A 21,870-nucleotide genomic window follows, 5' to 3' on the forward strand; every position below is an offset into this window, starting at 1 on the left:
GTAGCTGCACACCGCGGCTCCAGTTACCCGGACGCGACGAACGCCGGTTCGGAGCGGCGTTCCATGGCCGGTCATGTCCGTTCGGTCCCCTCAGGTGCGCTCCAATCGGCGCGACTGACACTTGTTCACGCGGCTTGAGAATTGAGATCGCGAGGTAGGAGGGCGCGCGTGAAGGCCGACGCGTCCCCAGCTATCACCGAGGCGAGCTCTGTCGCTGAGGTCGCGGGGCAGATCGCCGGCTTCTGGACTGGGGTCGGCGAGGTGATCGTCGAAGGGGCGACCGGCTCCACGGGCGAGCACACGGGGCCTCCGGCCGTCCTGTCACGGGGGCCCCTGCCTCGCCGTCCGCTGATCATCGAGGCGGCGCATGACCGGGAAGGCAGTGATCCCGTGCAGCACCACCGACAAGAGGACGATGAAGGCGACGACCGCCCACAGCGTGGGTGCCTCGGCGAAGGTGGACTGTTCGAGAGCATGGGCCAAGTAGTAAATGGAGCCGATGCCGCGCACGCCGAAGAAGGCGATGGCGGTGCGCTCGCCCGGTGCGGTCCCCGTACGCGCCAGGGACACCAAACCGGCCAGCGGGCGGAGGACCAGCACGGTGACGAGGCCGACGACGGCGCCCCCCCATCCAAGCCCGGATAGCACGCCGTCGACCACCGCACCCCCGAGGAGGGCGAGGAGCACGACGGTGAGCAGCCGCTCGGTGTTCTCAGCGGTGGTGTGCAGAACCTCGTGGTAGGCGTGTCCCCGCTCCCGACTACGGATCATGCACGCCGCGACGAACACCGCCAGGAACCCGTACCCCTGTGCCAGCTCGGTGACCCCGTAGACCAGTAGCGTCCCGGCTAGGGCGACGAAGCCCTCGCTCGACTCTGCCAGCTTGCGCTCGGTGGGGATGTGGAACACGATCCACCCCAGCCCCCGCCCCAGTGCGACGCCCATCGCCAGGCCGACCACGAGCTTGACCACCACGTCGTCGAGGAACCACCATCCCACCCACTCGCCCACGCCGGCGGCGCTCGCCGCCGCGATGGCGGCGTTGGTGAAGGGAAAGGCCAGCCCGTCGTTCAGCCCGGCCTCGGAGGTGAGCGCGAAGCGCACCTCATCTTCATCGTCCTCCCCGGGCGGCCCCACCTGGACGTCGCTGGCGAGTACGGGGTCCGTCGGGGCCACCACCGCTCCGAGCAGCATCGCGGTGGCCGGGGCGAAACCGAGGATCCACCACCCGAGGAGACCGGTCGCGACGATGGTCACCGGCATGGCCACGGCGAGCAGCCGCCACGTCGATCGCCACGTGGCCCAACCGAAGGGGCGATCCAACTTGAGCCCAGTACCCATCAGGGCGACGATGACGACCAGCTCGCTGAGGCGCTCGACGAATCCGCCGTGGGCGATGGGATCAGCACGCGGAAGATCGAGTGGCAGGGAGAACACCACCGCGCCGAGGGCGACGTAGACCATCGGGAACGAAAGGGGTCGCCCTGCGACCAGCAGTGGGAGGACGCTGGCCCCGAGCGTTACTGCGCCGACGATGGCAAGCAGGAGGTGGTAGTGGTCCATGGCACAACAGTTCCAGACGCAAGGGCGGGTCCGGCGGGTAACCGTCGGCGGCTCGTACAACGGCTGCCGCGTCCTCGCAGCCATCGAGGTCTCAATCGATCCGAGGGCGGATGTCCACGCAGAAGACGATGGCATCGCCGGCCGTGTTGCGTCGCCAATCCGTGGTAGCGAGGCGACCAGGTCCTCCAGGTCCGAGGTTCTGTTGTCCGTCACCTCGGAAGTGAGGCGAGGTCCCGGCAATCGCGTGAAGCAGGTCCAGGATGCGCTCAGCCGGGATAGGGGGCGGCGAACGTTGCGCACGCCGAACGCGGGCTGTTGGCGGCGTTGCGTGAGCGCCGAACGGCGCGTAGTGCGCCGACTTCTGGCCCCGGTGTGACGTCGTCACGGTGCGCAGCATGCGTTGCGGAGCCTCGCTGCTCAGGTCAGGAGCCGACCCCCACAGCGACCAGCGCGGAATCGCCCCAGCGGACGTTGAAGGGCGCCGCATTGCTGCATCATCCCGGCATCGGCGATGCCGGTCACGAGGTCGGGTGGGCATCTGCTCCTGGCGGAAAAGGGCACAGCTGTCCACAATGGTTGGCCCGCTGACGGACTGAGGAGGGCCATGTACCGCCAAGGCGACGTTCTCTTGGTCCAGGTCGATGCCGTTCCCAGCCCGGCCGGCCATATGGAGGGGCCGGTGTCGCTGCATCCTGGGAAGACCTCCCGCCACTTCCACGCCGTGAGGGGGGAGGGCATCGAGGCGTTCATGAGTCGGGGCGACATGTTCTTGCGGGTGGCGGGCTCCGCCACCTTGACCCACCCAGACCACGCACCGCTGACGGTGCCGGCCGGCACCTACCGGGTGGCGCGCCAGCGCGAGTACGGCGACGACCGAGCGCGGCCGATGTTCAGCATCGGGGTCCCGGACTGACGTGGTCGCCGCCGTCTTCGACGTCGCCGAGCCGTCCAGCCGGGTGAGCATGGAGGCCTTCCTCGCGCTCCTCGACGACCTCCGCGCCTGGACGGACGAGGGCTGCATCACCAGCCACGACTCCGCCCAAACGGCGGTGGGCCGCCGCCACGGTGAGGGCCTGCTCATGCGTGTCGTCGGCACACCGGAAGGCATCGAGCGGCTCCGCTTCCGCCTCGGCACGCCAGTCTTCGTCGGCGATTCGGTCTGCGACGCCTGCTTCGCCGCTCCGGCGGCCGTGATTTCGACGGACAGCTACGAGGGCTCCCTCACGCAGATCTCGGTGTGCGAGGACTGCGCCGACAACGGACGGGCCAGCACTATGCCGGCCAGGGAACGAGCGCTGATCCCGACCGTCGTCGAGCACTGGGCCAGCATCGGCCGCCGGACCGACCCGGCCGATCATCCAGCCGCTGAGGCGGCCATCCGGACCGCCTACGCCGTCGCGGGCAGGCCGCCGCCGACGACCATCTGGCTGGAGTCGTACCTGGCCGGGGCGCTGGTGGCGTCAACGATCGACGGCGTGTTGCGGGTGGGCATGGGCTGGCCGGTCCCACCGGGGTCCGACGACGCCCTGGTCGACCTGGCCCACCGGGCGGGCTGGATGCTCACCGGCGGCACGGGACTTGTGGGCGACGCGCTGGAAGCCTCCGCCCGGCCGACGGTGCCACCCCTCGTGTGGAAACGGCTATCTATCGACGTGGGCCGCCGCGTCGGACAGGTAGTCCGAAACGGCCTGACCCAACCGGTCCAGGACGAGGTCCACCACGTCGTGGACGCCGGCATCCGCGGGGAGGCGGGCGCCGATGGCCTGCTGTCCCGTTCCTGGGCGGCGGCGGTCGAGCAGGTCCAGAGCTCGGCCCCGTGGTTCCGTTCCGCCGATTTCGAATGGTCGCGGGTTCGCGACACGGTGTGGTTGGACCCCGCCGGAGAACGTCGCCGGGTCGGCATCGTCTCGTCATCGACGCCGACCGAGTGGCTGGCGCGGGTCGACTTCTTGCGCCGTAGCGGCCGGTTTCGCAGGCCGGCACCGTCCTTCGACGTGCTGGAGCGATTGAGCCAGGCCTGCGGTTCGTGGTGGGCGTTCGGGCGCCTGGCAATCCTCACCGAACGTCCGGTGGTCATCCGTTCCGACGACGGCGGCTGGGCGCACGGCGACGCAGGACCGGCGGTGGAGTACCGGGATGGCTTCACGGTGCACGCCTGGCACGGCCAACGGGTTTCCCAGCGGGTCGTCACCGAGCCGGCGCACATCACCCCGGCGGACATCGACGCCGAGCGCAACGTCGAGGTCCGGTTGGTCCTAGTCGAGCGCTACGGCGGTTGGGACCGCTACCTGGCCGAGTCCGGTGCAGTGCCCGTCCACCACGACGAGTGCGGGTCCCTCTGGCGCAAGGCGGCCACCGGTGACGAGCCGATTCAGCTACTGGTCATGGAGAACGCCACCGCCCGGGATGACGGAACTCGCTCCGTCGCCGTGCTAGGGGTGCCGCCGAACGTGGGCACGGCCCGGGCCGCCCTGGCGTGGACCTTCGGCCTCGACGCCGACGCCTACCGCCCCGTCGAATCGACGTAGCGAGTGTGGCGGCTTCGCCGCTGCATGTCGTGCGCACTCGAGCGCCGCGGCAACCACAGAACGTGCGCACCAGAACGCGGCCCTCGACCTCGCCTGAGCCGTACCGAGCGGCGCTTCGCGTGCGGAGCCGTGGCGTGGGTGGCGGTACCGACTCGACTCGCTCAGCAACGAGATGTGCGTACGCGGACGTCTCGCGGAGGGCCGAGGCGGCGTCGAGGGCCCCACTTGTCGAAGCCCGAGCTCGGCGACCTCAAGCGGATCACAACCGACCTCAAGCGGGATACCTGCGTCAAGTAGGCCTGCCGGTGCCGAAGCGGGCGTCGAAGGCGTCCCACTCCTCGATCGCCAACATCGCCGCACCGCGGTGGAACGTGACGGTGAAGCGGTCGAGGAAACCGGCCTGGCCGAGTACAAGGGCGAACGGCGCCTGCCACCCAGGAACGAATCCGACATCACAACGCCAGGAGACGACCTGGTCGCCGGCGTCGGGGCGGTGGAGCCGGAGTTCGACCTCTACGAAGCGGACCTCGGCGGTCTGGCCGCCGATCCCGATGAGCGCAACGTCGGAGTTCGCCTGGAGGTCCACGCCGGCGAGGTCGGCCAGCCAGTCGGCGGCGAGGATGTTCTCGGCGCCTGTGTCGACCAAGCCGACGCGGGGTGCCGTGGCCAGCTTCTCGCCGGCCACGCTGGCCGGTACGGCCGGGCGGAGGACGTCACGGCTTCGCCATGGGTGCCGTTCAGCCGCGGGGTAGAGCCAGGGGAACGACGTCGGCATCTCGCCTGCGGTCAGTGGCCGCCGACGAACAATGGCTCGTCCTCGGTCGGCGCCCGCATCGTCGCCACGTGTGTGAGGCGACGCGCCCGGATCTGCGCTTCGAGTTCCTGTGGAGTGTCGGCGACCAGAACGACCTCGTCGGTGCGCATGTCGATGGCGACGTGCTTGCCCGGGTAGCGCTCGAGGTGCCAGTTGCGGGCCATGAACCCATGATGGCAGGCCACCCGTTCCCCGGGTATCAACCGTCGTCGGATTCGGCCGAGTGGCCACGGAGAAGCCGGGCCAGTGATAGGAGCCGCCGCCGAGCGGTTGCCCCCCGGCGTTTGTCGTAGGCGTTTCGTGCCCCAATCGTGCCTACGAGCGGTGCAAACCCGGTCATTGACGGGCACCGCCGGTCACCGCGAAATGCGGTCTGACCTGCGGATACACGCAAACCGGCAGGTGAGCGGAATGTGGCTTGGCGCCTTCCAAGCTGAGAACTCGAGTTCGATTCTCGTCGCCCGCTCTCTAGTGAAGAGGCTGGTCAGGAGCTGAAGGACGCCTCCCGGGCTGGGACTTTCGTGCCTTCCGGGGCGTCGTGATGGCCAGCTCCCGGCGGGCGCTCGCGTGCTGATAGCAGAGGGCGGCCTGGGTGACGAGCGGCCGATGCGGCACCTGAATCCCGTCGCGCCGGCGCCGGTGGCCTCCGTCATGGTCGCCGCCGTGCCCGAGGCCGTGGAAGTGGAGCCCGTCCAGCCCGCGCCCGGCGCGGGCCTTCGCCCATTCGTGCTGCCCGACCGCTTCGCGCCGCGGACCACCACCGGGACCGTTCAGGCGGCAAGAACGGGCGATATCCGCCCATTCTTGCCGCACGAACAACGCCGCCCCATCGGGGGCTCGGCAGGCGAGTGCGGTCCAGGGGTGGCGATCTCCCGCACGCGGGAAATGTCGCGCCGGTTCGTCGTTCCAGACTCGTCGCAGCGAAGCGGCCCGGCCTAGCCTCGGAGGATGGTCGAGTCCCTGGAGGAGGTCCTCGCCCGGGCCGAGGCATCAAGGACGGAGATGACGGACCTGCTGGCCCAGTTGGCGGCCGAGCGAGAGGCGCTGAAGGCCGTCACGTCGGAGGCCCATGAGGCGGTTCGAGATCTGCGTGCCGCCGTTCGAGAGGCAAAGGAGGAGATACGCCGGTCGGGGAAAGCCGAAGCCCGCAAGCATCTCGCCAAGCAGATGAGAGCAGCAGCCGAGATCCTTGCCAAGGACTCGTAGCGCATCCGCCGACACGGGAGGGCCGACCGCCTCTCGGTGTCGCCGACAGGCGCAGGCAGCGCTCGGCGCACCAGCGAAGAACTGCAAGAGGCCGTAGGCCTCCTGGGTGCGCATTGCGGGTCTCCTGACGGCAGTGTGGTCACGCAGGCGCCGTTGCGGTGCCCGCTCGTGCGGCGGTGTCAGGCTGGTCGGCCCGGCGGCCAGCGTGACGAGGCACCTTGGCCCACCGGTCGTCGGGAGCGGCGCAGGCTGCGCCTGCCGGGAGCGCTCAGCCCCAGGCTGGAGGCGATGGGCGGTCCGGCGCTGGCCCAGCTGGATGGAAAGTCGCTGGGATCAGCGAGAACCCGTCCTGCAAGGGGTCCCTAGGTGTGGTCGGCAGCTATTGAACGCTCGACGAGTTCTGGGAGATCATGGGCCGGTGGAGGCAGGCGGGGAGGCGCGTGCGGCACCGGGTCCGGCGGTTGCAGCACGGCCGCAGGACCCGGCAACCGTGCGCCGGCGGATCGCCGCGCTGGAGCGGGACAACGCCGAGTTGTTGCGGTCCAACGCCGACCTGATGGAGCTCGCCTCGGTTGCCGCCCACGAACTGCGTTCGCCGCTCCAGACGATCGTCGGCTACGCCGATCTCCTGGCCGCCGGCGCAGGTGGCGACCTCGACGCCGAGAACCGCAGGCGCCTCGACGGGCTCCGCACCAGTGCCGCCCGCCTGAGCGCGCTGGTGGACGGGCTGCTCGTCTTCGCCCGCCTCGGCACCGCGGTCCGCCGGCGGGAGGACGTCGACCTCGAGGCCCTGGTGGCCGGCGCCTGTGAGGACCTGGCGGCGTCGATGGCGGCGGCCGGCGCAACGGTGGACTGGGCCGACCTGCCCACCGTCCGGGGCGACGCGGCCGAGCTGGCCCTCGTCGTGCGCAACCTGGTGGCGAACGCCCTCATGCACCGCCGGCCGGACCGCCCGCCGGCCGTCCGCGTCTCTGCGGTGCAGTCGGGCGGCGCGTGGCGGGTGTCGGTGAGCGACGACGGGCCGGGCATCGACGAGCGCGACCGCGAGCGGGTCTTCCGCGCCTTCCAGCGCGGACCGGGACAGGGCCCGGGCGCCGGCACCGGACTGGGCCTGGCCGTGTGCCGGCGCATCGTGGAAGGCCACGGCGGTCGCATCTGGGCCGAGGGCAACGACCGGGGAGGTGCCACGGTGTGCTTCACCGTCCCGATCCCGGTGTGCTGGAGCCCGTTCTGAGCATCCGGCGGGCATGAGGCTGCTCATCGCCGACGACGACCCCGAAGCGGTCGACGTCCTCCGTGCCGCCCTCGGGCGCCTGGGCCACGCGGTGGATGCGGTCGGGGACGGCAAGGGCGCGCTGCACCTTTCGGCCGTCGTCTCCTATGACGCCATCCTGCTCGACGTCAACCTGCCGCCGCCCGACGGGTTCGACGTCTGCCGGCAGCTCCGGGCGCGTGAGCAGTGGACCCCGGTGCTGTTCCTCACCGGCCGGGGCGACCTGGCCGACCGGGTGACCGGCCTGGACGCCGGCGGCGACGACTACGTGACCAAGCCGGTCTCCATCGACGAGTTGGAGGCCCGGCTCCGGGCTCTCGCCCGCCGGGCGCCCACCGGCCGGCCGACGGTGGTGGAGGCAGGCGGGATCGTGGTCGATCCGGGCAATCGCAGCGTACGGCGCGACGGCGTGGAGATCTCCCTCACCCCCAAGGAGTTCCTGCTCCTGGAGATGCTGGCCCGCAACGAGGGTCGGGCGGTGTCCCGGTCGCGCCTGCACGAGGAGCTGTGGGACTTCGCCTTCGATGCCCGCTCCAACGTCATCGAGGCGCTCGTCCGCCGGCTGCGGGCCAAGGTGGACGAGCCGTTCGGGCGAGCTTCGATCGAGACGGTCCGGGGCCTCGGTTACCGCCTGAACGCCACCCGCTGAACCCGCTACGAGGCGAGCTCGGGCCGGTGGACCCGTTCGGGAGCGACGGGCGGGAGCCCGTGCGCCCGCGACACCCAGTCGACCGTCGCCGCCCACCGCACCGCGTCCATGGCGCCCACGCCGCCCGCACCGGCCGCCGCGTAGGACTGGAGGTGGGCCCACCCCGCCGTCGCCACCGATGGGAGCACGTCGGGGAAGCGCTCGCAGAACTCGGCCACCGCCGACGCCGGGTCGGCCTCCTGGAGCGCGAAGGCGGCGACCACCGCCTGTCGCATGCGCTCCACCACGTCGGTGGGCACACCATCCCCGGCGATGAGACCGCTGGCGTACACGTCGGGGCCGAGGGCGACGGCGCGCACCTCGAGTCCACTCTTGGCCGCGATGCCGGCGATGGTGTCCACCATGGTGGCGCACGCGTCGACGTCCCCGCGCCCGAGCGCGTACGGGGCATCCCCGTGGAGCAGGTCGACGAAGACGGGCGACTCGAGCCCCCGGTCGGCCAGGGCCTGGCCGCACTCGTCGGCCAGCCACCCGGTGTACCTCCCGCGACCCATCCTCCGCCCCGAGAGGTCGGCCGCTGTCTCGATGTCGGAGTCCTCGGCCACGATGGCGCCGAGCGGGCTGCGCTGGTGGATCACCGAGACGAAGCGGGCGGGAAGCCGGTCGCCCGCCTCCTTGAGGGCGAGGAGGAAGTAGGTGACGCCGGTCAGGCCGAAGTCGGCCCCGCCGCCCGCCACCCGGTGGGTGTTGGCGGTGCCCGGCGGTGGCGGGGGGTCGAGAATGTCGACGACCAGGTCGTGGTCCGCGAACACCCCTCTGGTAACGGCGGTGAAGAACGGCAGGTGGTACCCGGGAAGGCAGGAGGGGCAGAACAGGCTCAGGCGGACACGATCAGCCATGTGTCCAACAGTAGGACCGTTCAGCGGGTGGTGCGGGCCCGCGAGAGCGCCTCGCGGGCCTCGGGTGCCAGGCGGGGGTCGAAGACGTCGCGCAGGCGGTCGCCGAGCAGGTTGCAGGAGATCACGGTGACGCTGATCGCGGCCCCCGGCCAGATCATGAGGTCGGCTTTCGAGAACAGGAACGCCCGACCCTCGTTGACCATGGTGCCCCATTCGGGTGTCGGGGACTGGACACCGAGGCCGAGGAAGCTCAGCCCGGCCAGGGCCAGGATCAGCTGGCCGATCTCGACGCTGGCCAGCACGAGGACGGGGGACATGACGTGGGGGATCACGTGACCGACGATGATCCGGACGTCGCCGGCGCCCGCCGCCCGGGCGGCGGTCACGTAGTCCTGCTCGCGCAGACTGAGGGCCTGGCCCCGGACGACCCTGGCGGTCGTCGCCCAGCCCACCGAGACGAGGGCGACGAGCACGCCCCGCAGCCCCGGGCCGACGACGCCGACGATGGCCAGGGCCAGCAGGAGGGCGGGGAAGGCGAGGAGCGCGTCCACGACCCGGACGACGACCCAGTCGACCCAGCCACGGGAGAAGCCGGCCGCGGCCCCGACCGCCGTGCCGATCAGGGTCACCAGGACGGTCACGACCAGGGCAGTGCCGAGCGACCACCGCGCTCCGTGGATCAGCCGGCTGAGCTCGTCGCGGCCCAGCCCGTCGGTCCCGAGGAGGTGGCGCCGACTGGGCCCCTCGAGCAGGTGTTCCAGATCCACCGCCGTGGGGTCGTGCGGCGCCACCCACGGAGCGGCCAGCGCGCCCACGCCGATGACGGCGAGAACGGCGGCCGCGACCACGGTGGCCGGGTCCCGAAGGGCCCGCCAGCCGGTCCCGCTGATGGTCAACCTCCACCCCCGCCCAGGCGGATCCGCGGATCGATCCGGGCGCAGATCAGGTCGGCGACGAGGTTGGTCAACACGAACACGGTGCCCGTGAAGAGCACGATGCCCTGGATGACGGGGTAGTCCTGGTCGTTGATGGACTCGACGAGGAGGCGGCCGATCCCGGGCCACGAGAAGACGGTCTCCACGATGGCGGCGCCCGCCAGGAGCCGGCCGAGCCGGAGCCCGGCCACGGTGACCACCGGAACGAGGGAAGGGCGGGCCGCGTGGCGCATAAGGGCGTCGCGGTCGCTCAGGCCCTTGGCCCGGGCCGTGCGCATGTACTGCTCTCCCAGCTCGTCGAGCACGCTTGCCCGTACCAGGCGGCCCAGGCTGGCGGCCGAGCCGAGCGCCAGGGTGGTCGCCGGCATGACGACGTGCCGCCAGTCGTCCCGGCCGGCGACCGGGAGCAGTTGCAGCTTCACCGACAGCACGATGATCAGGAGGTACCCCAGCCAGAAGCTGGGGACCGACGCCAGCACCAGCGTCACCAGGCGGGCGAGGTGGTCGACCACCCCGTCCCGGTGGGCGGCGGCGGCGAATCCGGCACCCAGGCCGATGGCGAGCGCGAGGACGAACGCCGGGACGGCCAACTGGAGCGAGGCGCCGAACCGGGAGGCGAGCAGGGGCAGCACGCGACCACCCTTGAACGACGTCCCGAGGTCGCCGCGCACCACCTCGCCCAGCCAACGGACGTAACGAACGGCGAACGGGTCGTCGAGGTGCAGCTCGGCCCTCACCTGGCGGAGATCGGCCGCGGTGATCGGGTCGACGCCCCGCTGGTTGAGCACGGCGAGCGCCGGGTCGCCGGGTGCCGCCGTCGCCAACAGGAAGGCGAAGAAGGTGATGAGCAGCCAGATCGGCACCAGCGACGAGAGCCGGCTCAGCAGGTGGCGGGTCATCGCAGGCCCAGAGCGTACGGGCGCGGCCCCCGGTCCGGCGGGCCGCTCCAGCGGCACCGGCGCCGCACCGGTGCCGCTCGCGGCTCAGCGGAGGCGGAACACCGAGGCCCAGCGGACCTGGCGCAGCGACCCGTGCAGCAGGAACCCATGGACGTCGGACTTCATGCCGTAGAGCGTGTTCAGGGCCCCCAGGTGGACCCCGACGACGTAGTCGTCGACGGCGTGGTGCATCGCCTCGGCCGTCCTCTGCCTGGCCACGTCCGGGTCGGTCGCGAGCCGGGCGGAGGCCAGCGTGGCGGCGAAGGGCGTGGCGTTGTCCGCCAGCCAGTTGGCGTAGCCCGCGCCGATCTGGTTGAGCCCGCTGTTCGGGCAGTTCCCGCCGGCACCGACGCCGGTGCCGGCGGGAGCGCTGGTGCCGCCGCTGCCACCGCCGCAGTCGAAGAAGTTGCTCGGCGGCGAGGCCGGGTTGGCGTCGTTCTGGGAGATGCGCTCCATGTACAGGTCGAACGTGCCGTTCGTCATGGCCGTGTTGTAGGTGGCCTGCTGGGTGTCGGAGAGCCGGGTCCGGGCGACGTCGATGCCCACGGCCTCGAGGTCGTTCTCCACGAGGATGTCGGCGTCGCCCCGCAGCGACGTCGGGGTGTAGCCGTTGAGCAGGCTCAACGTCAGGGTCACGCCACCCTTGGAGCGGAAGTTGCCCGGACCGCACGTACCGGTGCACGTCCAGCCGGCGGCGTCGAGGTGCTCGGCGGCTTCGGCGCGGCTGAACGTCGGGCCTTGGACCAGGGTGTCGTGCGGCGCGAGCACCGAGGCCGGGAGGAAGGTGTTGGCCGTCGCCGCACCCGACGGCCACGTCGCGTTCAGGATCGTCTGACGGTCGATGGCGGCCGCGACCGCCCTGCGGACACGGTTCCCGTTGTTCAACGGCGGGGTGGTCACCGACAGGTCGGAGAGGGCGTCGTTGGACGTCCCGGGTGCCGGCGGCCGGTGGCTGTTGATCCAGATGACCTCGTTGAATCCCGGTGGCGACACGGCCGTCTTGAGACCGGGCGTCGCCCCGACGGCGGCGAGGGAGTCCTTCGGTACGTCGTACATCATGTCGATCTGGCCGGCCTGGAGCGCCAGCAGGCGGGTCGTGCTGTCGGCGATGAAGCGGAAGGTCAGCGTCTTCAGCTTGGCCTCGTCGCCCCAGTAGGCGTCGTTGCGCACGAGGACGAGCTGGTTGCCCTGGCTGTAGGAGGAGCCGTCGGGGATGGAGAACTTGAACGGCCCCGTCCCCACCGGCGTCGGCGTCGCCGATGCGCCCGCCAGCGGAACCGTGCCGCTGGCCACGACGGCGCCGGTCTGGTGGTGGACGAGCTGCTCGAGGAGCCGGGCGTTGGCGAAGCTCAAGGTCACGTCCACCGCGTAGGGATCGCCCGCTACCGCGGCCGCCGAGGTGGTGGTGACGCCCAGCGTCGAGTTCGGCGCGATGCGGCTGTTGAACGTGTAGATGACCGAGTCGGCCTTCAGCTCGGTCCCGTTGTGGAACAGCACGCCGTGGCGCAGGTGGAACCGGTAGGTGGTCGGCCCGAGAGCCGGGCCGCCGCCGGCGGGCACGGCTCCGGGCAGGTCCCAGCTCTCGGCCAGCCACGGCTCGTACCCGAAGTCCGGCGTCATCCGGACGAGGGTCTCGAAGATGTTGGTGTTGGTCGGCCCCATGCCGAAGTTGTGCTTCACGCCCGCCGGTGTGCCGGTGAACCCGCCGGTGAAGTCCGCCGACGACGTCTGGGGGTTCACGCCGACGACGAGGCCGTCGTCGGTGGGTTCCTGGACGGTCAGGAGGAACTGCGCGCCGGAGCGGCCTCCGGTGATCACCACGTCGGTGAGGGTGGACACCGAAGCGAGGAACCCCTTGGCCACCAGCTCCTCCTCGGTGGCGTAGGTCCCGAACTTCGCGTAGTGCGCCTCCTCGGCCGTCTGGACGGTCCGCATGTCCGTCCTGAGGGCGGCGCTCTCGCCCTTGTCGTTGACGCCGCCGACCGAGAACACCACCACCGCGGCCAGGACGCCGAGGATGACGATGACGACCAGGAGCTCGATCAGGGTGAAGCCGCCGTCCGTTCGGCGGTGGGCGTACCGGGACGGTCGCAGGACGTCGATCATGGGGCGCCTCCTCCTCGTGCACCCGGCGCGGGCGCTCCGCGACCAGTTTGCGCCGGCGAGCCTGATCTTCACGTGACCGAGACCTGAAGATCACCTGAAGGCGGGCTCCCGGCGGTGGCGGGCCAGCGAGCGACGTCGTCCACGGCGTCGACGAGCAGCCCGTGGACACCGCAGAGCCAGTCGAGCGTCCGCTGCCAGCCGGCGCGGGTCATCGATCCCGTCGGCCCGGAGCCGAAGCAGTAGGCCGCCAGCTCGGTCCAGCTGCGAGCCGCCCGCCCGGGGTGGACGCCGGGGAACCGCTCGCAGAAGCTTCGAACGCCCGCCGACGGTTCCCGGCGCTGGTGGTCGAAGGCCTCGGCCACGGCTGTCGCCACCCGGGCGGCCAGGCCGTCGGGCACGTGATCGCCGGCGATCAACCCGCTCCCGTACACGTCGAGCCCGACCGGGATCTGCCGCACCGGGAACCCGGCCCGGTCGCCGATGCCCACGGTGTCGACGAAGGTGGCGATCATGTCGACCGTCCCGTCCCGCAACGCGCAGGCCGCCCCGTCGGGTGTGGGCGCCACGACGGGGGCGTCGACACCCCGGGCGAGGAGGGCCCCTACGCACTCGGCGGCCAGCCAGGAGGCCGCCGACCTCGCCAGGCGGCGGCCTCCGAGGTCGAACGGCATCCACAGGTCCGACGTCGCCGGTACCACCGCCGCCAACCCGGCGCGGGGCTGGAGCACCGACACGAAGCGAGCGGCCAGGCGCCGATCGGCGTCGCGGTGCGCGAACAGGTGGTAGGTCACGCCGGTGAGGCTGAAGTCCGCACCGCCGGCGGCCACCCGGTGGGAGATCTCCATGTCCGGTCCCGGCGGCGGGTCGAGGATGTCGACGTCGAGACCGTGCCTGGCGAACAGACCGTTCGCCGCTGCCGCGAAGAACGGCAGGTGGTAGCCGGGCATTCACGGCGGGCAGTACAGACCGAGGCGGACCAGGTCGGGCACGGGACTCCGTTCGTTCGGGCGGTTCGATGATGACGCAGCCGCCTGACAGGGGGATGACGCGCCCGGGCCAGCGCCGCGACAGCAGCGAGGCGCGCCGACGACCCGCCTGATGGGTGACATCCGCCCGCCACCCCCGCACCGGAGAAACGGCGGGCGCACAGAGGGCGCCCACGAGGGGAGGGAAGCGAGATGAACGAGATCACTCGCCGCGCCCTGTTGACCCGAGGGTCGATAGGGGCAGCCGGAGCGATCGGCATGATGGCCGTGCCGGGCGTCGCCAGGGCGGCCGTCGCCGACGAGCCCGCGCTCACCGACGCCGAGCGGGAGTTGGCCGCCCAGTCCTTCGTCGTGCACCTGCGCGACGTCTCCACCGGGGAGTTCGAGCTCCTCCTGGGCGAGGAGTCGATCGTGTTCACCGACAAGAGGCTCGTGGCCCGGATGCTGCGGGCGGCGAGGTAGGCGGCCATGTCCTCGCACCGAGAGGCACCCGGCATCTCCAAGGACCCGGTGGCCGACAACACCGACACCTACGCCTTCCGCACGCCGGGCGACACGGTCACCATCGTCACCAACTACGTGCCCGCCCAGTCGCCGGCCGGGGGGCCCAACTTCTACGAGTTCGGCGACGACGTCCGCTACGAGATCCACGTCGACTGCACCGGCGACGGAAGGCCCGACGTCACCTACCGATTCCAGTTCCGGACGACCGTCACCAACACCGAGACGTTCCTCTACAACACGGGCCCCATCACCGCCCTCGACGCGCCGACGTGGAACCGCCGCCAGCGTTACTCGGTCACCCGCATCGACCGTCGGCCCGGCCGCGGGGTCGAGAGGGTCGTCGCCTCGAACGTGCCGTGCCCGCCGTGCAACATCGGCCCCCGCTCGACGCCGGGCTACGGATCGCTGGCGTCGGCCGCCGTGCGAACGCTGCCCGACGGGACGAAGGTCTTCGCCGGCCAGCGGGCCGACCCGTTCTTCGTCGACCTGGGCTCGGTCTTCGACCTCGGCACGCTGCGGCCGTTCCAGTCGCTGCACCTGATCCCGACCGCGAACGCCGAAGGCGTCGACACGCTCGCCGGCGCCAACGTCCACACCATCGCCATCCAGGTCCCGATCTCGCACCTGACCCGGGACGGCTCCGTGCCGACCGACCCGATGGAGCCCCGCTCCGTCATCGGAGTGTGGGGCGCGGCGAGCCGGCGCAAGGCCTCGATCATCGGCGTCGAGCTGGCCGGACTGCTGAACAACGCCGGGCCGTGGGTCCAGGTCTCCCGCCTCGGCAACCCGCTGTTCAACGAGGTGATCGTCCCCATGGCGCAGAAGGACCGGTGGAACGCGCTCGGGCCCGACCGCGATGCCGAGTTCGCCAGGTACGTCGCCCGCCCCGAGCTGGCCAGGCTGCTGCCGGTGCTCTACCCGGGCGTGTTCCCGAACCTCGCCCGTCTCGACGCCGACCGGGCCGACCTGCTGGCCATCCTGCTGACGGGCATCCCGGCCGGGATCGTCCCCGGCTTCCAGAACTTCACCGGGACGACGCAGGCCGACATGCTGCGCCTCAACGTCGCCGTCCCGCCGGCGGCCGCGCCGAACCGCCTCGGGATCGTGGGCGGCGACCTCGCCGGGTTCCCGAACGGTCGGCGCCTCACCGACGACGTCGTCACCATCGAGCTGCGGGCGGTGGCCGGCGCCACGTACCCGCTGGTGGCGCCCGGCTACACGCCCGACGCCGCCGCCGCGCTGGTGGAGGATGGGACGAGCCCGCCCGAGCGGGCGCTGCTCGGCTCGTTCCCGTTCGTGGGGACGCCCCACAGCGGCTACGAGGTGCCGGCGGCCTAGCGATGTCGGGGCACGCGGGCCACGGCGCGGGCGACTGGCCCGTGCTCGACGTCGGCGGCGAGGTGGGCGCGCTGGTCGTCCGCCTCGCCGCCGTGCCTGCCGGCGGCGAGCTGGAGGCGCAGCCGGCGGGCGACCCCTCCCGGCGCTTCCACACCGGGGTGCACGTGCGGGAGGTGGGCGGCCGGTCCGTCCCGGTGGCGCTCTTCCCGGCGGTGTCGGCGGGGATGTACGAGGTGCTGGACGACCAGCTGGCCACGCTCGCCGTCGTGGAGGTCGGCGGCGGCCGCGTGGCCGAGCTCGACCTCACCGCCGCTACACAGAACGGATGAGCCGTCGTCGTCTTGACCGCGGGCGGTGGCTAGCGGCGCCGCGAGCGGGCCTTGTTGGTCTTGGCCTTCGCCTTCGCCTTCGCCTTGGTCGCCTTCGCCTTCTTGACGGCAGCCTTGGGCGCCGCCTCGGGTGATGCGTCGATGCGGGCGAAGCGCTCGGTCACGAAGATGCGCCCGTCGGCGGACACGACCTCGCCGACGCCGACGGAGTTGAACGCCGGGTTCAGGATGTTGGCGCGGTGGGCCGGGCTCTGCATCAGGCGGGCGTGGATGGTCGCCGCCGACGTGTTGTAGGCGACGTTCTCGGCCACCGCGCCGGCGCCACCGGGACGGTCGCCGGCGAAGAACGAGGCGTCGTGGCTCAGGTCGCCGGCGGCGGCCTGGACGGCCGACCACGAGCGGGCCGAGTCGAAGAGGCGGCCGTCGATGGCCAGCGGCGCCAGGCCGGCGGCGGCGCGCTCGGCGTTGATCATGCCGGCCAGGGCGATCTCGTCGGAGCCGGTGTCCACGCTCGCCGACGCCGGGCTGACCTCGAGCACGAGGCCGCCGAGGCCGAGGGTGACACCGAGCGCGGCGATGCGGAGCAGACGGGTGCGCATGAAGCTCTCCTCGGGGTGTCGCCCACGGGAGAGCCAGGTCTCCAGCCATTCGGTGGCCCCGCTGTCTCGGACGTTCCGAGACCGGAGGCTTTGCGTCGCCGGGTCGCCCCGGGTTTGCCGTTGTCGTGGGTGTGAGGGAGACAACGGCACATAGGCGCCGAAACTTGAGGATTTGGTGCAGGCCCCCCGGAACGAGCAGGACCGCCTCGCCGTCGCGCCGGCCCGGGCCGGCCCCCCTCAGCGTCCCGGGATGGGAGGGCCGGCGGCGAGGAAGCGGCGCAGGCTGACGGGCGCCCGCTCCAGCTCCTCCTCGAGCACGTCCAGCAACGGACGGGCGCCGTCCAACCGCCCCGCCTCACCCAGCCGTTCGAGCTCCGCGCAGATCGACGCCACGCCGGCCATCCCGAGGTTGGCCGCTCCGCCCTTGAGGCGGTGGGCCGCCTGGACCAGCCCCGGACCGTCGCCCGCCGTGACCGCGGTCGTGACGTCGCCCAGGCTCTTCGGCACGTGGGCGACGAAGGCGTCGACGACGGCGGCGAGGAGCGAGCCGTCGGCGGGACCGATGTTCCAGAGGAGCTCGAGGCGAGCGGCGTCGACGCCCCCGCCGGCGTCGACGCCGTCGTCGTCGCCGTCGCCCCGGGGACCGGCCGGAGGGTTGCCGTCCCCGGCGCCGGCCCCGTCGGGGACGGGAAGCGCCCACCGCGCCAGCGCCGCCTCGAGCTCGTCGGGCTTCACCGGCTTGGTGATGTAGTCGTCCATCCCGGCCTCCAGGCAGCGCTCGCGGTCACCGGCGACGGCGCCCGCGGTCATGGCGATGACGGGGATGCCGGCGTCCCGGGGGCGGCGCCGGATGTGCCGGGTCGCCGTGTAACCGTCCATGTGCGGCATCTGGCAGTCCATGAGCACGGCGACGTACGTCCCGCGATCGAGCGCATGCAGCGCCTCCAGCCCGTCGGCCACGACGTCGGCGGTGTACCCCATCGCCTCCAGCAGGCCGACGGCCACCATCTGGTTGGTGGCGTTGTCCTCCACCACCAGGACGTGACCGCGCGCCCCCGGGGTGCCGCGCCCGGCCACGGGTGCGGTCGGGCGGCGGAGGGCGGTCTCGGGGGCGACGAGGCGGACCAGCGCGTCGTGGAGCTGCGACAGCCGGACGGGCTTGGTGAGGCAGGCGGCGACCCCGGCGGCGGCGGCCGCCGCGGCACCCACCTCGCTGGTCGACGTCAACAGCGCGACCCGGGCCCCGGCGGTCGCCGGGTCGGCGGCGATGCGGCGGGCGACGTCCAACCCGTCCATGCCGGGCATGCACATGTCGAGGAGGACCAGCCCGAACGGCGCTCCCGCCCGCGCCGCGTCTCCCAGGATGCGCAGCGCCGATGCGCCGTCGCCGGCGAGGGTCGGCCGCATGTCCCAGGCCGTGAGCTGCTCGCGGAGGATGACGCGGTTGGTCTCGTTGTCGTCGACGACCAGCACGGGCAGGCCGTCGAGGAGGTGGTGGGAGGCGGGAGGAGCGACGGGGCCGGACGTGGAGGACTCCACGGGCACGGTGAACCAGAAGGTGGAGCCTCGTCCCGGCTCGCTGTCGACGCCGATCTCGCCGCCCATCGCGGCCACCAGCCGGGTGGAGATGGCCAGCCCGAGCCCCGTTCCGCCGAACCGGCGGGTGGTGGAGGCGTCGCCCTGGGAGAACGGCTCGAACAGGCGCTTCTGGTCGCCGGGGCTGATGCCCGGCCCGGTGTCGGCGACCTCGAACCGGAGGACGACGCCGTCGGCGCGGTCGCGCTCTTCCCGCGCCCGGACCACCACCTCGCCGTGGTCGGTGAACTTGACGGCATTCGCCGCCAGGTTGAGCAGCACCTGGCGGAGCCGGGCCGGATCACCCCGCAGCGTAGGGACCAGGTCGGGATGGCAGCAGGCTGCGAGCTCGAGATCCTTGCCGCGAGCGGCATCCGCCACCAGGCCGGCCACCTCCTCGACCAGCTGGACGACGTCGAAGTCGACCACCTCCAGCTCCACCTTGCCGGCCTCGATCTTGGAGAAGTCGAGGATGTCGTTGATGATGGCCAGGAGGGCCTCTCCGGCGCCGTGGACCCCCTCGGTGTACTCGCGCTGGCGCGAGTCGAGCTCGGTCCGCAGGAGCAGCCCGGTGAGCCCGATGACGGCGTTCATCGGCGTGCGGATCTCGTGGCTCATGGTGGCGAGGAACTCCGATTTCGCCCGCGACGACTCCATGGCCTGGTCGCGGGCGGCCGCCAGCTGCGAGCTGGCCCGCTCCCGCTCGGCCACCCGTCCGAGGAGGACGCCGACGCGGTCCAGCGTGGCGAGCAGCCCGGCGTCGGCGGGCAGCACGTCGGGGGAGAAGAACTCCAGGACGGCGACCGTCTCGGCGCCGACGCGCACGGGGACGGCGACGTGGGCCCGCACGCCGAGGTCGCCGCCGACGGCCGCCCGCCGGTGGGTGCGGTCCCGCGTCACGTCGGGGACCCACACCGGCCGGGCGTCCCGCAGGCGCCCGCCGACCACGCTGTCGCCGGCACGGAAGGTCGTCGCCGCGGTCGCGGTGCGCAACGACCGGTAGTCGTCGCCGGACGCGTCGACGTGCCAGATGCCGGACGACACGAGCAGCTCGGCGTCGCCGGGGGCGGGCACGAAGGCATGGCCGACGGGCCAGCCGGTGTGCGCGCAGATCGCGTCCACGGCCGTGGAGAGCACGGCGGCCACGCTCGACGCGTCGTTCGCCGCCGTCGCCATCGCCTCCAGCAGGCTGGAGCGGGCGGTCGCCCGCTCCAGCGCCTCCTCGATGTGCTTGCGCTCGGTGATCTCGCTCAGGAAGGTCACCGCTCCGAGGTAGCCACCGTCGTCGTCGCAGAGGGGACCGGTGTTGACGAGCACCCAGACACGCGAGCCGTCGCGGCGGAGGAAGGCGCACTCCAGCTGGGCGGCGGCGCCGTGGCGGCGCCTCTCGAGGTTCCGGGCGGCCTGCGCCCGGCCCTGCTCGTCGAGGACGTCGAACAGCGAGAGGGCGGCCATCTCGTCCTCCGGGTAACCGAGGATGTCCGCCGCCTTGGCGTTGGCGAAGGTGGTCCGGCCGTCGGGATCGAGGACCCACACGCCGACGTTGGCGCCCTCCACGAGCCGCCGGTACAGCGACGCCCGCCCCGGTGACTCCTCTCCCAAGGTGGCTACCCGCCTCTCCGGCCCGGCTCCCGTGCCGGCGCCGACGCTTCGGGGGCGGCGCCCGGGAGGCCCAGGAGGTAGCCCTGGGCGCAGCGGACGGCGAGCGAGCGGAGGACGTCCAGCTCCTCAATCGTCTCCACCCCCTCGGCGACGATCACCGAGTCGATGTCCTCGGCGAAGTGGACGAGGGCGGTGGCCAGCGCCCGGCGGGCCGGGTCTGCGTCGATGCCGCGGGTGAGGGCCATGTCGAGCTTGAGCACCTCGGGGTGCAGGCGCAGGATGTGCTGGAGGCCGGCGTGGCCGGCGCCGGCGTCGTCGACGGCGATCCTCGCCCCGTGCGCCCGCAGGCGGTCGAGCGCGCCCAGCAGGGCGTCGTAGCAGTCGATGCGGTGATGCTCGGTGAGCTCGACCACGACGCGGTGCGCCGGCGCGTCGGCGACCAACGCCGCCAGCTCGGGCGACACGGTGGTGGCCGGCGACACGTTGACGGACATGAAGATCTCGTGCGGGAACCGGTCCACCGCCGCCAGCGCGGCACGCACGGCGGCCAGCTCGAGGTCGGTGCCGAGCCCGACGGCGGCCGCCTCGGCGAACCACTCGTCGGGCGGACGGTGCGGCGGGCCGGCGAACCGGGCGAGCGCCTCCACGCCGACCACCGCGTCGGTCGCCAGGTCGACGATGGGCTGGAACGCCATGGTCACCGTGCTCCCCGACAGGGCGTCCTCCACCCGCCGGCGCCGGCGGTCGTGCTCGGCCCGGGCTCGGGCGTCGCTCGCGTTGCGCTCCTCCAGCTCGACGCGCAGTGCGGCGCTCTGGCGGTGGATGCGGTCGTACAGGGCCCGGGTCTCGATGAGGTTCCTCGCCCGCAGGACGACCTCGGTGGGGTCGAACGGCTTGGTGACGAAGTCCTTGGCGCCGGCGGCCAGCGCCTCGTCCCGTGCCTTCGAGCGCCCGTCCCCGGTCACGACGACGACGGGGACGAAGGCGTCCTGGGGCAGCTCCAGGCGGAGCGCCTCCAGGACGGCGAGGCCGTCGACGCCGGGCATGTGCAGGTCCAGCACCACCAGGTCGGGGTGCAGTTCGAGGCACGTCTGCACCGCGAAGGCCGGATCGGTCACGCGCCGCACCGTGCCGACACCTGCCTGGCGCAGCACGCCCTCGAGCAGCACCACGTTGATCTCGTCGTCGTCGATGACGACGACGGTGGCCCCGGCCAGGACGTCGCCGACGGGCACCCCTGCCGCCGTCTGCCCCGGTGGGTCCGGGGCCCGATCAGCCACGGGCCGGTCTCGCGGTGGCGTCATGGCTCGGGCGGCGGACCGTGCTGGATCGGCGCCCATCCTTGGCATAGGAGAAATGTCGAGAATACTGGATTTTACGCATCGGACCTCGGGCGCTCCAACTCTGCTCACGCACCGGCCGGCTACGCGGTGATCTCGAAGGTGCCCTTGAACTGGTCGTACCCCCTGGGCGGGTTGTCGCGGCCGATCACCTGGAGCAGGTACACGCGGGTGGGGCTGCGCACGACCAGGCTCTTGACGTACACGCCCTGTGGCGTCGAGATCACCGACTCGACCGCCTCGCGGCCGGCGAAGCTGGTCAGCGACGACGTCTCGACGCGGCCGCCCACGCCGGCCGCCTGGCCGTTGACCGACCCGACGAGGTCGAACTGGTCGGTGGCCGCCAGGTCGAAGGTCCCCACCGAGAATGCGTCGTCCGTGCCCTCGCTGGTGTAGAGCGTGATCGGCAGTTCGCTGCCCTGGGCGTCGATCGTCTCCGTCGTGCGCACCGGGTAGGTCGGGAACGAGGCCCGGAACTGCGAGTCGGAGGCGAAGAACTCCTTCTGCCCCGTGCCCTCGAGGTAGTCCTCGACGCGTTCCTGGGCCTTCTCCGACTCGGTCTCCGACATGGTGGCGCCCCACACGCCGAGGCCCACCACGATGACGACGAGCGCGAAGCCGATCCCCCGGGCGCCCGACAGGCGGCCCTTCCTGGTCGTCGGCGCCCGAGGAGGCGGGGGAGGAGC

20 protein-coding genes and 1 riboswitch are annotated in these 21,870 nt (G+C 72.2%); of the genes, 8 read left to right on the forward strand and 12 right to left on the reverse strand.

The window, feature by feature from the left end:
- Positions 1-321: 321 nt before the first annotated feature.
- Positions 322-1,563 carry a cation:proton antiporter gene (locus VM242_03440; GenBank protein ID HVM04205.1) on the reverse strand — a complete coding sequence of 414 codons (1,242 nt, stop codon included), beginning with the start codon at positions 1,561-1,563 and terminating at the stop codon, positions 322-324.
- Positions 1,564-2,242: 679 nt separating this feature from the next.
- Between VM242_03440 and VM242_03445 the strand changes: the two genes are divergently transcribed.
- Positions 2,243-2,476, forward strand: coding sequence for a hypothetical protein (locus tag VM242_03445; GenBank protein ID HVM04206.1), 234 nt, complete (start codon positions 2,243-2,245; stop codon positions 2,474-2,476).
- A gap of 1 nt (position 2,477) precedes the next feature.
- Positions 2,478-4,091, forward strand: coding sequence for a hypothetical protein (locus VM242_03450; GenBank protein ID HVM04207.1), 1,614 nt, complete (start codon positions 2,478-2,480; stop codon positions 4,089-4,091).
- Positions 4,092-4,380: 289 nt separating this feature from the next.
- Here the strand turns inward: VM242_03450 and VM242_03455 are convergent, their stop codons facing one another.
- Positions 4,381-4,776: a hypothetical protein gene (locus VM242_03455; GenBank protein HVM04208.1), complete on the reverse strand. Its 396-nt coding sequence runs from the start codon at positions 4,774-4,776 to the stop codon at positions 4,381-4,383.
- Positions 4,777-4,877: 101 nt separating this feature from the next.
- Entirely contained in the window at positions 4,878-5,069 is a 192-nt protein-coding gene (locus VM242_03460) for a DUF5678 domain-containing protein (GenBank protein ID HVM04209.1), read from the reverse strand.
- 784 nt (positions 5,070-5,853) lie between these two features.
- Between VM242_03460 and VM242_03465 the strand changes: the two genes are divergently transcribed.
- The 3 genes from VM242_03465 to VM242_03475 all read left to right on the forward strand — a co-directional run bounded on the left by VM242_03465 (position 5,854) and on the right by VM242_03475 (position 8,033).
- A complete protein-coding gene (locus VM242_03465) occupies positions 5,854-6,111 on the forward strand; it encodes a hypothetical protein (protein HVM04210.1) in 258 nt (85 codons plus the stop codon).
- Between the two features lie 490 nt (positions 6,112-6,601).
- On the forward strand, positions 6,602-7,345 hold the full coding sequence (locus VM242_03470) for an ATP-binding protein (GenBank protein HVM04211.1): 744 nt from the start codon (positions 6,602-6,604) through the stop codon (positions 7,343-7,345).
- A gap of 13 nt (positions 7,346-7,358) precedes the next feature.
- Positions 7,359-8,033 (forward strand): response regulator transcription factor, encoded by a 675-nt coding sequence (locus VM242_03475; protein HVM04212.1) that lies wholly within the window; start codon positions 7,359-7,361, stop codon positions 8,031-8,033.
- A gap of 5 nt (positions 8,034-8,038) precedes the next feature.
- Here VM242_03475 and VM242_03480 read toward each other — a convergent pair whose 3' ends face one another.
- From VM242_03480 to VM242_03500, 5 genes are all read right to left on the reverse strand, one after another.
- A complete protein-coding gene (locus tag VM242_03480; GenBank protein ID HVM04213.1) occupies positions 8,039-8,932 on the reverse strand; it encodes an ABC transporter substrate-binding protein in 894 nt (297 codons plus the stop codon).
- A gap of 20 nt (positions 8,933-8,952) precedes the next feature.
- Positions 8,953-9,828 carry an ABC transporter permease subunit gene (locus tag VM242_03485; protein ID HVM04214.1) on the reverse strand — a complete coding sequence of 292 codons (876 nt, stop codon included), beginning with the start codon at positions 9,826-9,828 and terminating at the stop codon, positions 8,953-8,955.
- Positions 9,825-10,766, reverse strand: a complete 942-nt coding sequence (locus VM242_03490; protein ID HVM04215.1) for an ABC transporter permease — start codon at positions 10,764-10,766, stop codon at positions 9,825-9,827. The genes VM242_03485 and VM242_03490 overlap by 4 nt, the downstream gene beginning before the upstream one ends.
- Before the next feature lie 84 nt (positions 10,767-10,850).
- Positions 10,851-12,911, reverse strand: coding sequence for an ABC transporter substrate-binding protein (locus VM242_03495; GenBank protein ID HVM04216.1), 2,061 nt, complete (start codon positions 12,909-12,911; stop codon positions 10,851-10,853).
- A 68-nt stretch (positions 12,912-12,979) separates the two neighbouring features.
- A complete protein-coding gene (locus tag VM242_03500) occupies positions 12,980-13,858 on the reverse strand; it encodes an ABC transporter substrate-binding protein (protein ID HVM04217.1) in 879 nt (292 codons plus the stop codon).
- Positions 13,859-14,089: 231 nt separating this feature from the next.
- Here VM242_03500 and VM242_03505 point away from each other — a divergent pair, with 231 nt between their 5' ends.
- From VM242_03505 to VM242_03515, 3 genes are read left to right on the forward strand one after another with little or no spacing between them, the layout of a single operon-like run.
- On the forward strand, positions 14,090-14,359 hold the full coding sequence (locus VM242_03505; protein HVM04218.1) for a hypothetical protein: 270 nt from the start codon (positions 14,090-14,092) through the stop codon (positions 14,357-14,359).
- Between the two features lie 6 nt (positions 14,360-14,365).
- A complete protein-coding gene (locus tag VM242_03510) occupies positions 14,366-15,739 on the forward strand; it encodes a DUF4331 domain-containing protein (protein HVM04219.1) in 1,374 nt (457 codons plus the stop codon).
- A 2-nt stretch (positions 15,740-15,741) separates the two neighbouring features.
- On the forward strand, positions 15,742-16,068 hold the full coding sequence (locus tag VM242_03515; protein HVM04220.1) for a hypothetical protein: 327 nt from the start codon (positions 15,742-15,744) through the stop codon (positions 16,066-16,068).
- Positions 16,069-16,097: 29 nt separating this feature from the next.
- Here the strand turns inward: VM242_03515 and VM242_03520 are convergent, their stop codons facing one another.
- The 4 genes from VM242_03520 to VM242_03535 all read right to left on the reverse strand — a co-directional run.
- Positions 16,098-16,667 carry a CAP domain-containing protein gene (locus VM242_03520; protein HVM04221.1) on the reverse strand — a complete coding sequence of 190 codons (570 nt, stop codon included), beginning with the start codon at positions 16,665-16,667 and terminating at the stop codon, positions 16,098-16,100.
- Between the two features lie 48 nt (positions 16,668-16,715).
- Positions 16,716-16,796, reverse strand: a riboswitch (cyclic di-GMP riboswitch).
- A 108-nt stretch (positions 16,797-16,904) separates the two neighbouring features.
- Complete coding sequence (locus tag VM242_03525; protein ID HVM04222.1) at positions 16,905-19,844, reverse strand: response regulator; 2,940 nt, start codon at positions 19,842-19,844, stop codon at positions 16,905-16,907.
- Positions 19,845-19,849: 5 nt separating this feature from the next.
- Positions 19,850-21,079 carry an EAL domain-containing response regulator gene (locus VM242_03530; GenBank protein ID HVM04223.1) on the reverse strand — a complete coding sequence of 410 codons (1,230 nt, stop codon included), beginning with the start codon at positions 21,077-21,079 and terminating at the stop codon, positions 19,850-19,852.
- A 188-nt stretch (positions 21,080-21,267) separates the two neighbouring features.
- Positions 21,268-21,870, reverse strand: a 603-nt coding sequence (locus VM242_03535) for a hypothetical protein (protein ID HVM04224.1), incomplete at its 5' end; no start/stop codon positions are given.

Source organism: Acidimicrobiales bacterium, from assembly GCA_035540975.1.
Classification (GTDB): domain Bacteria; phylum Actinomycetota; class Acidimicrobiia; order Acidimicrobiales.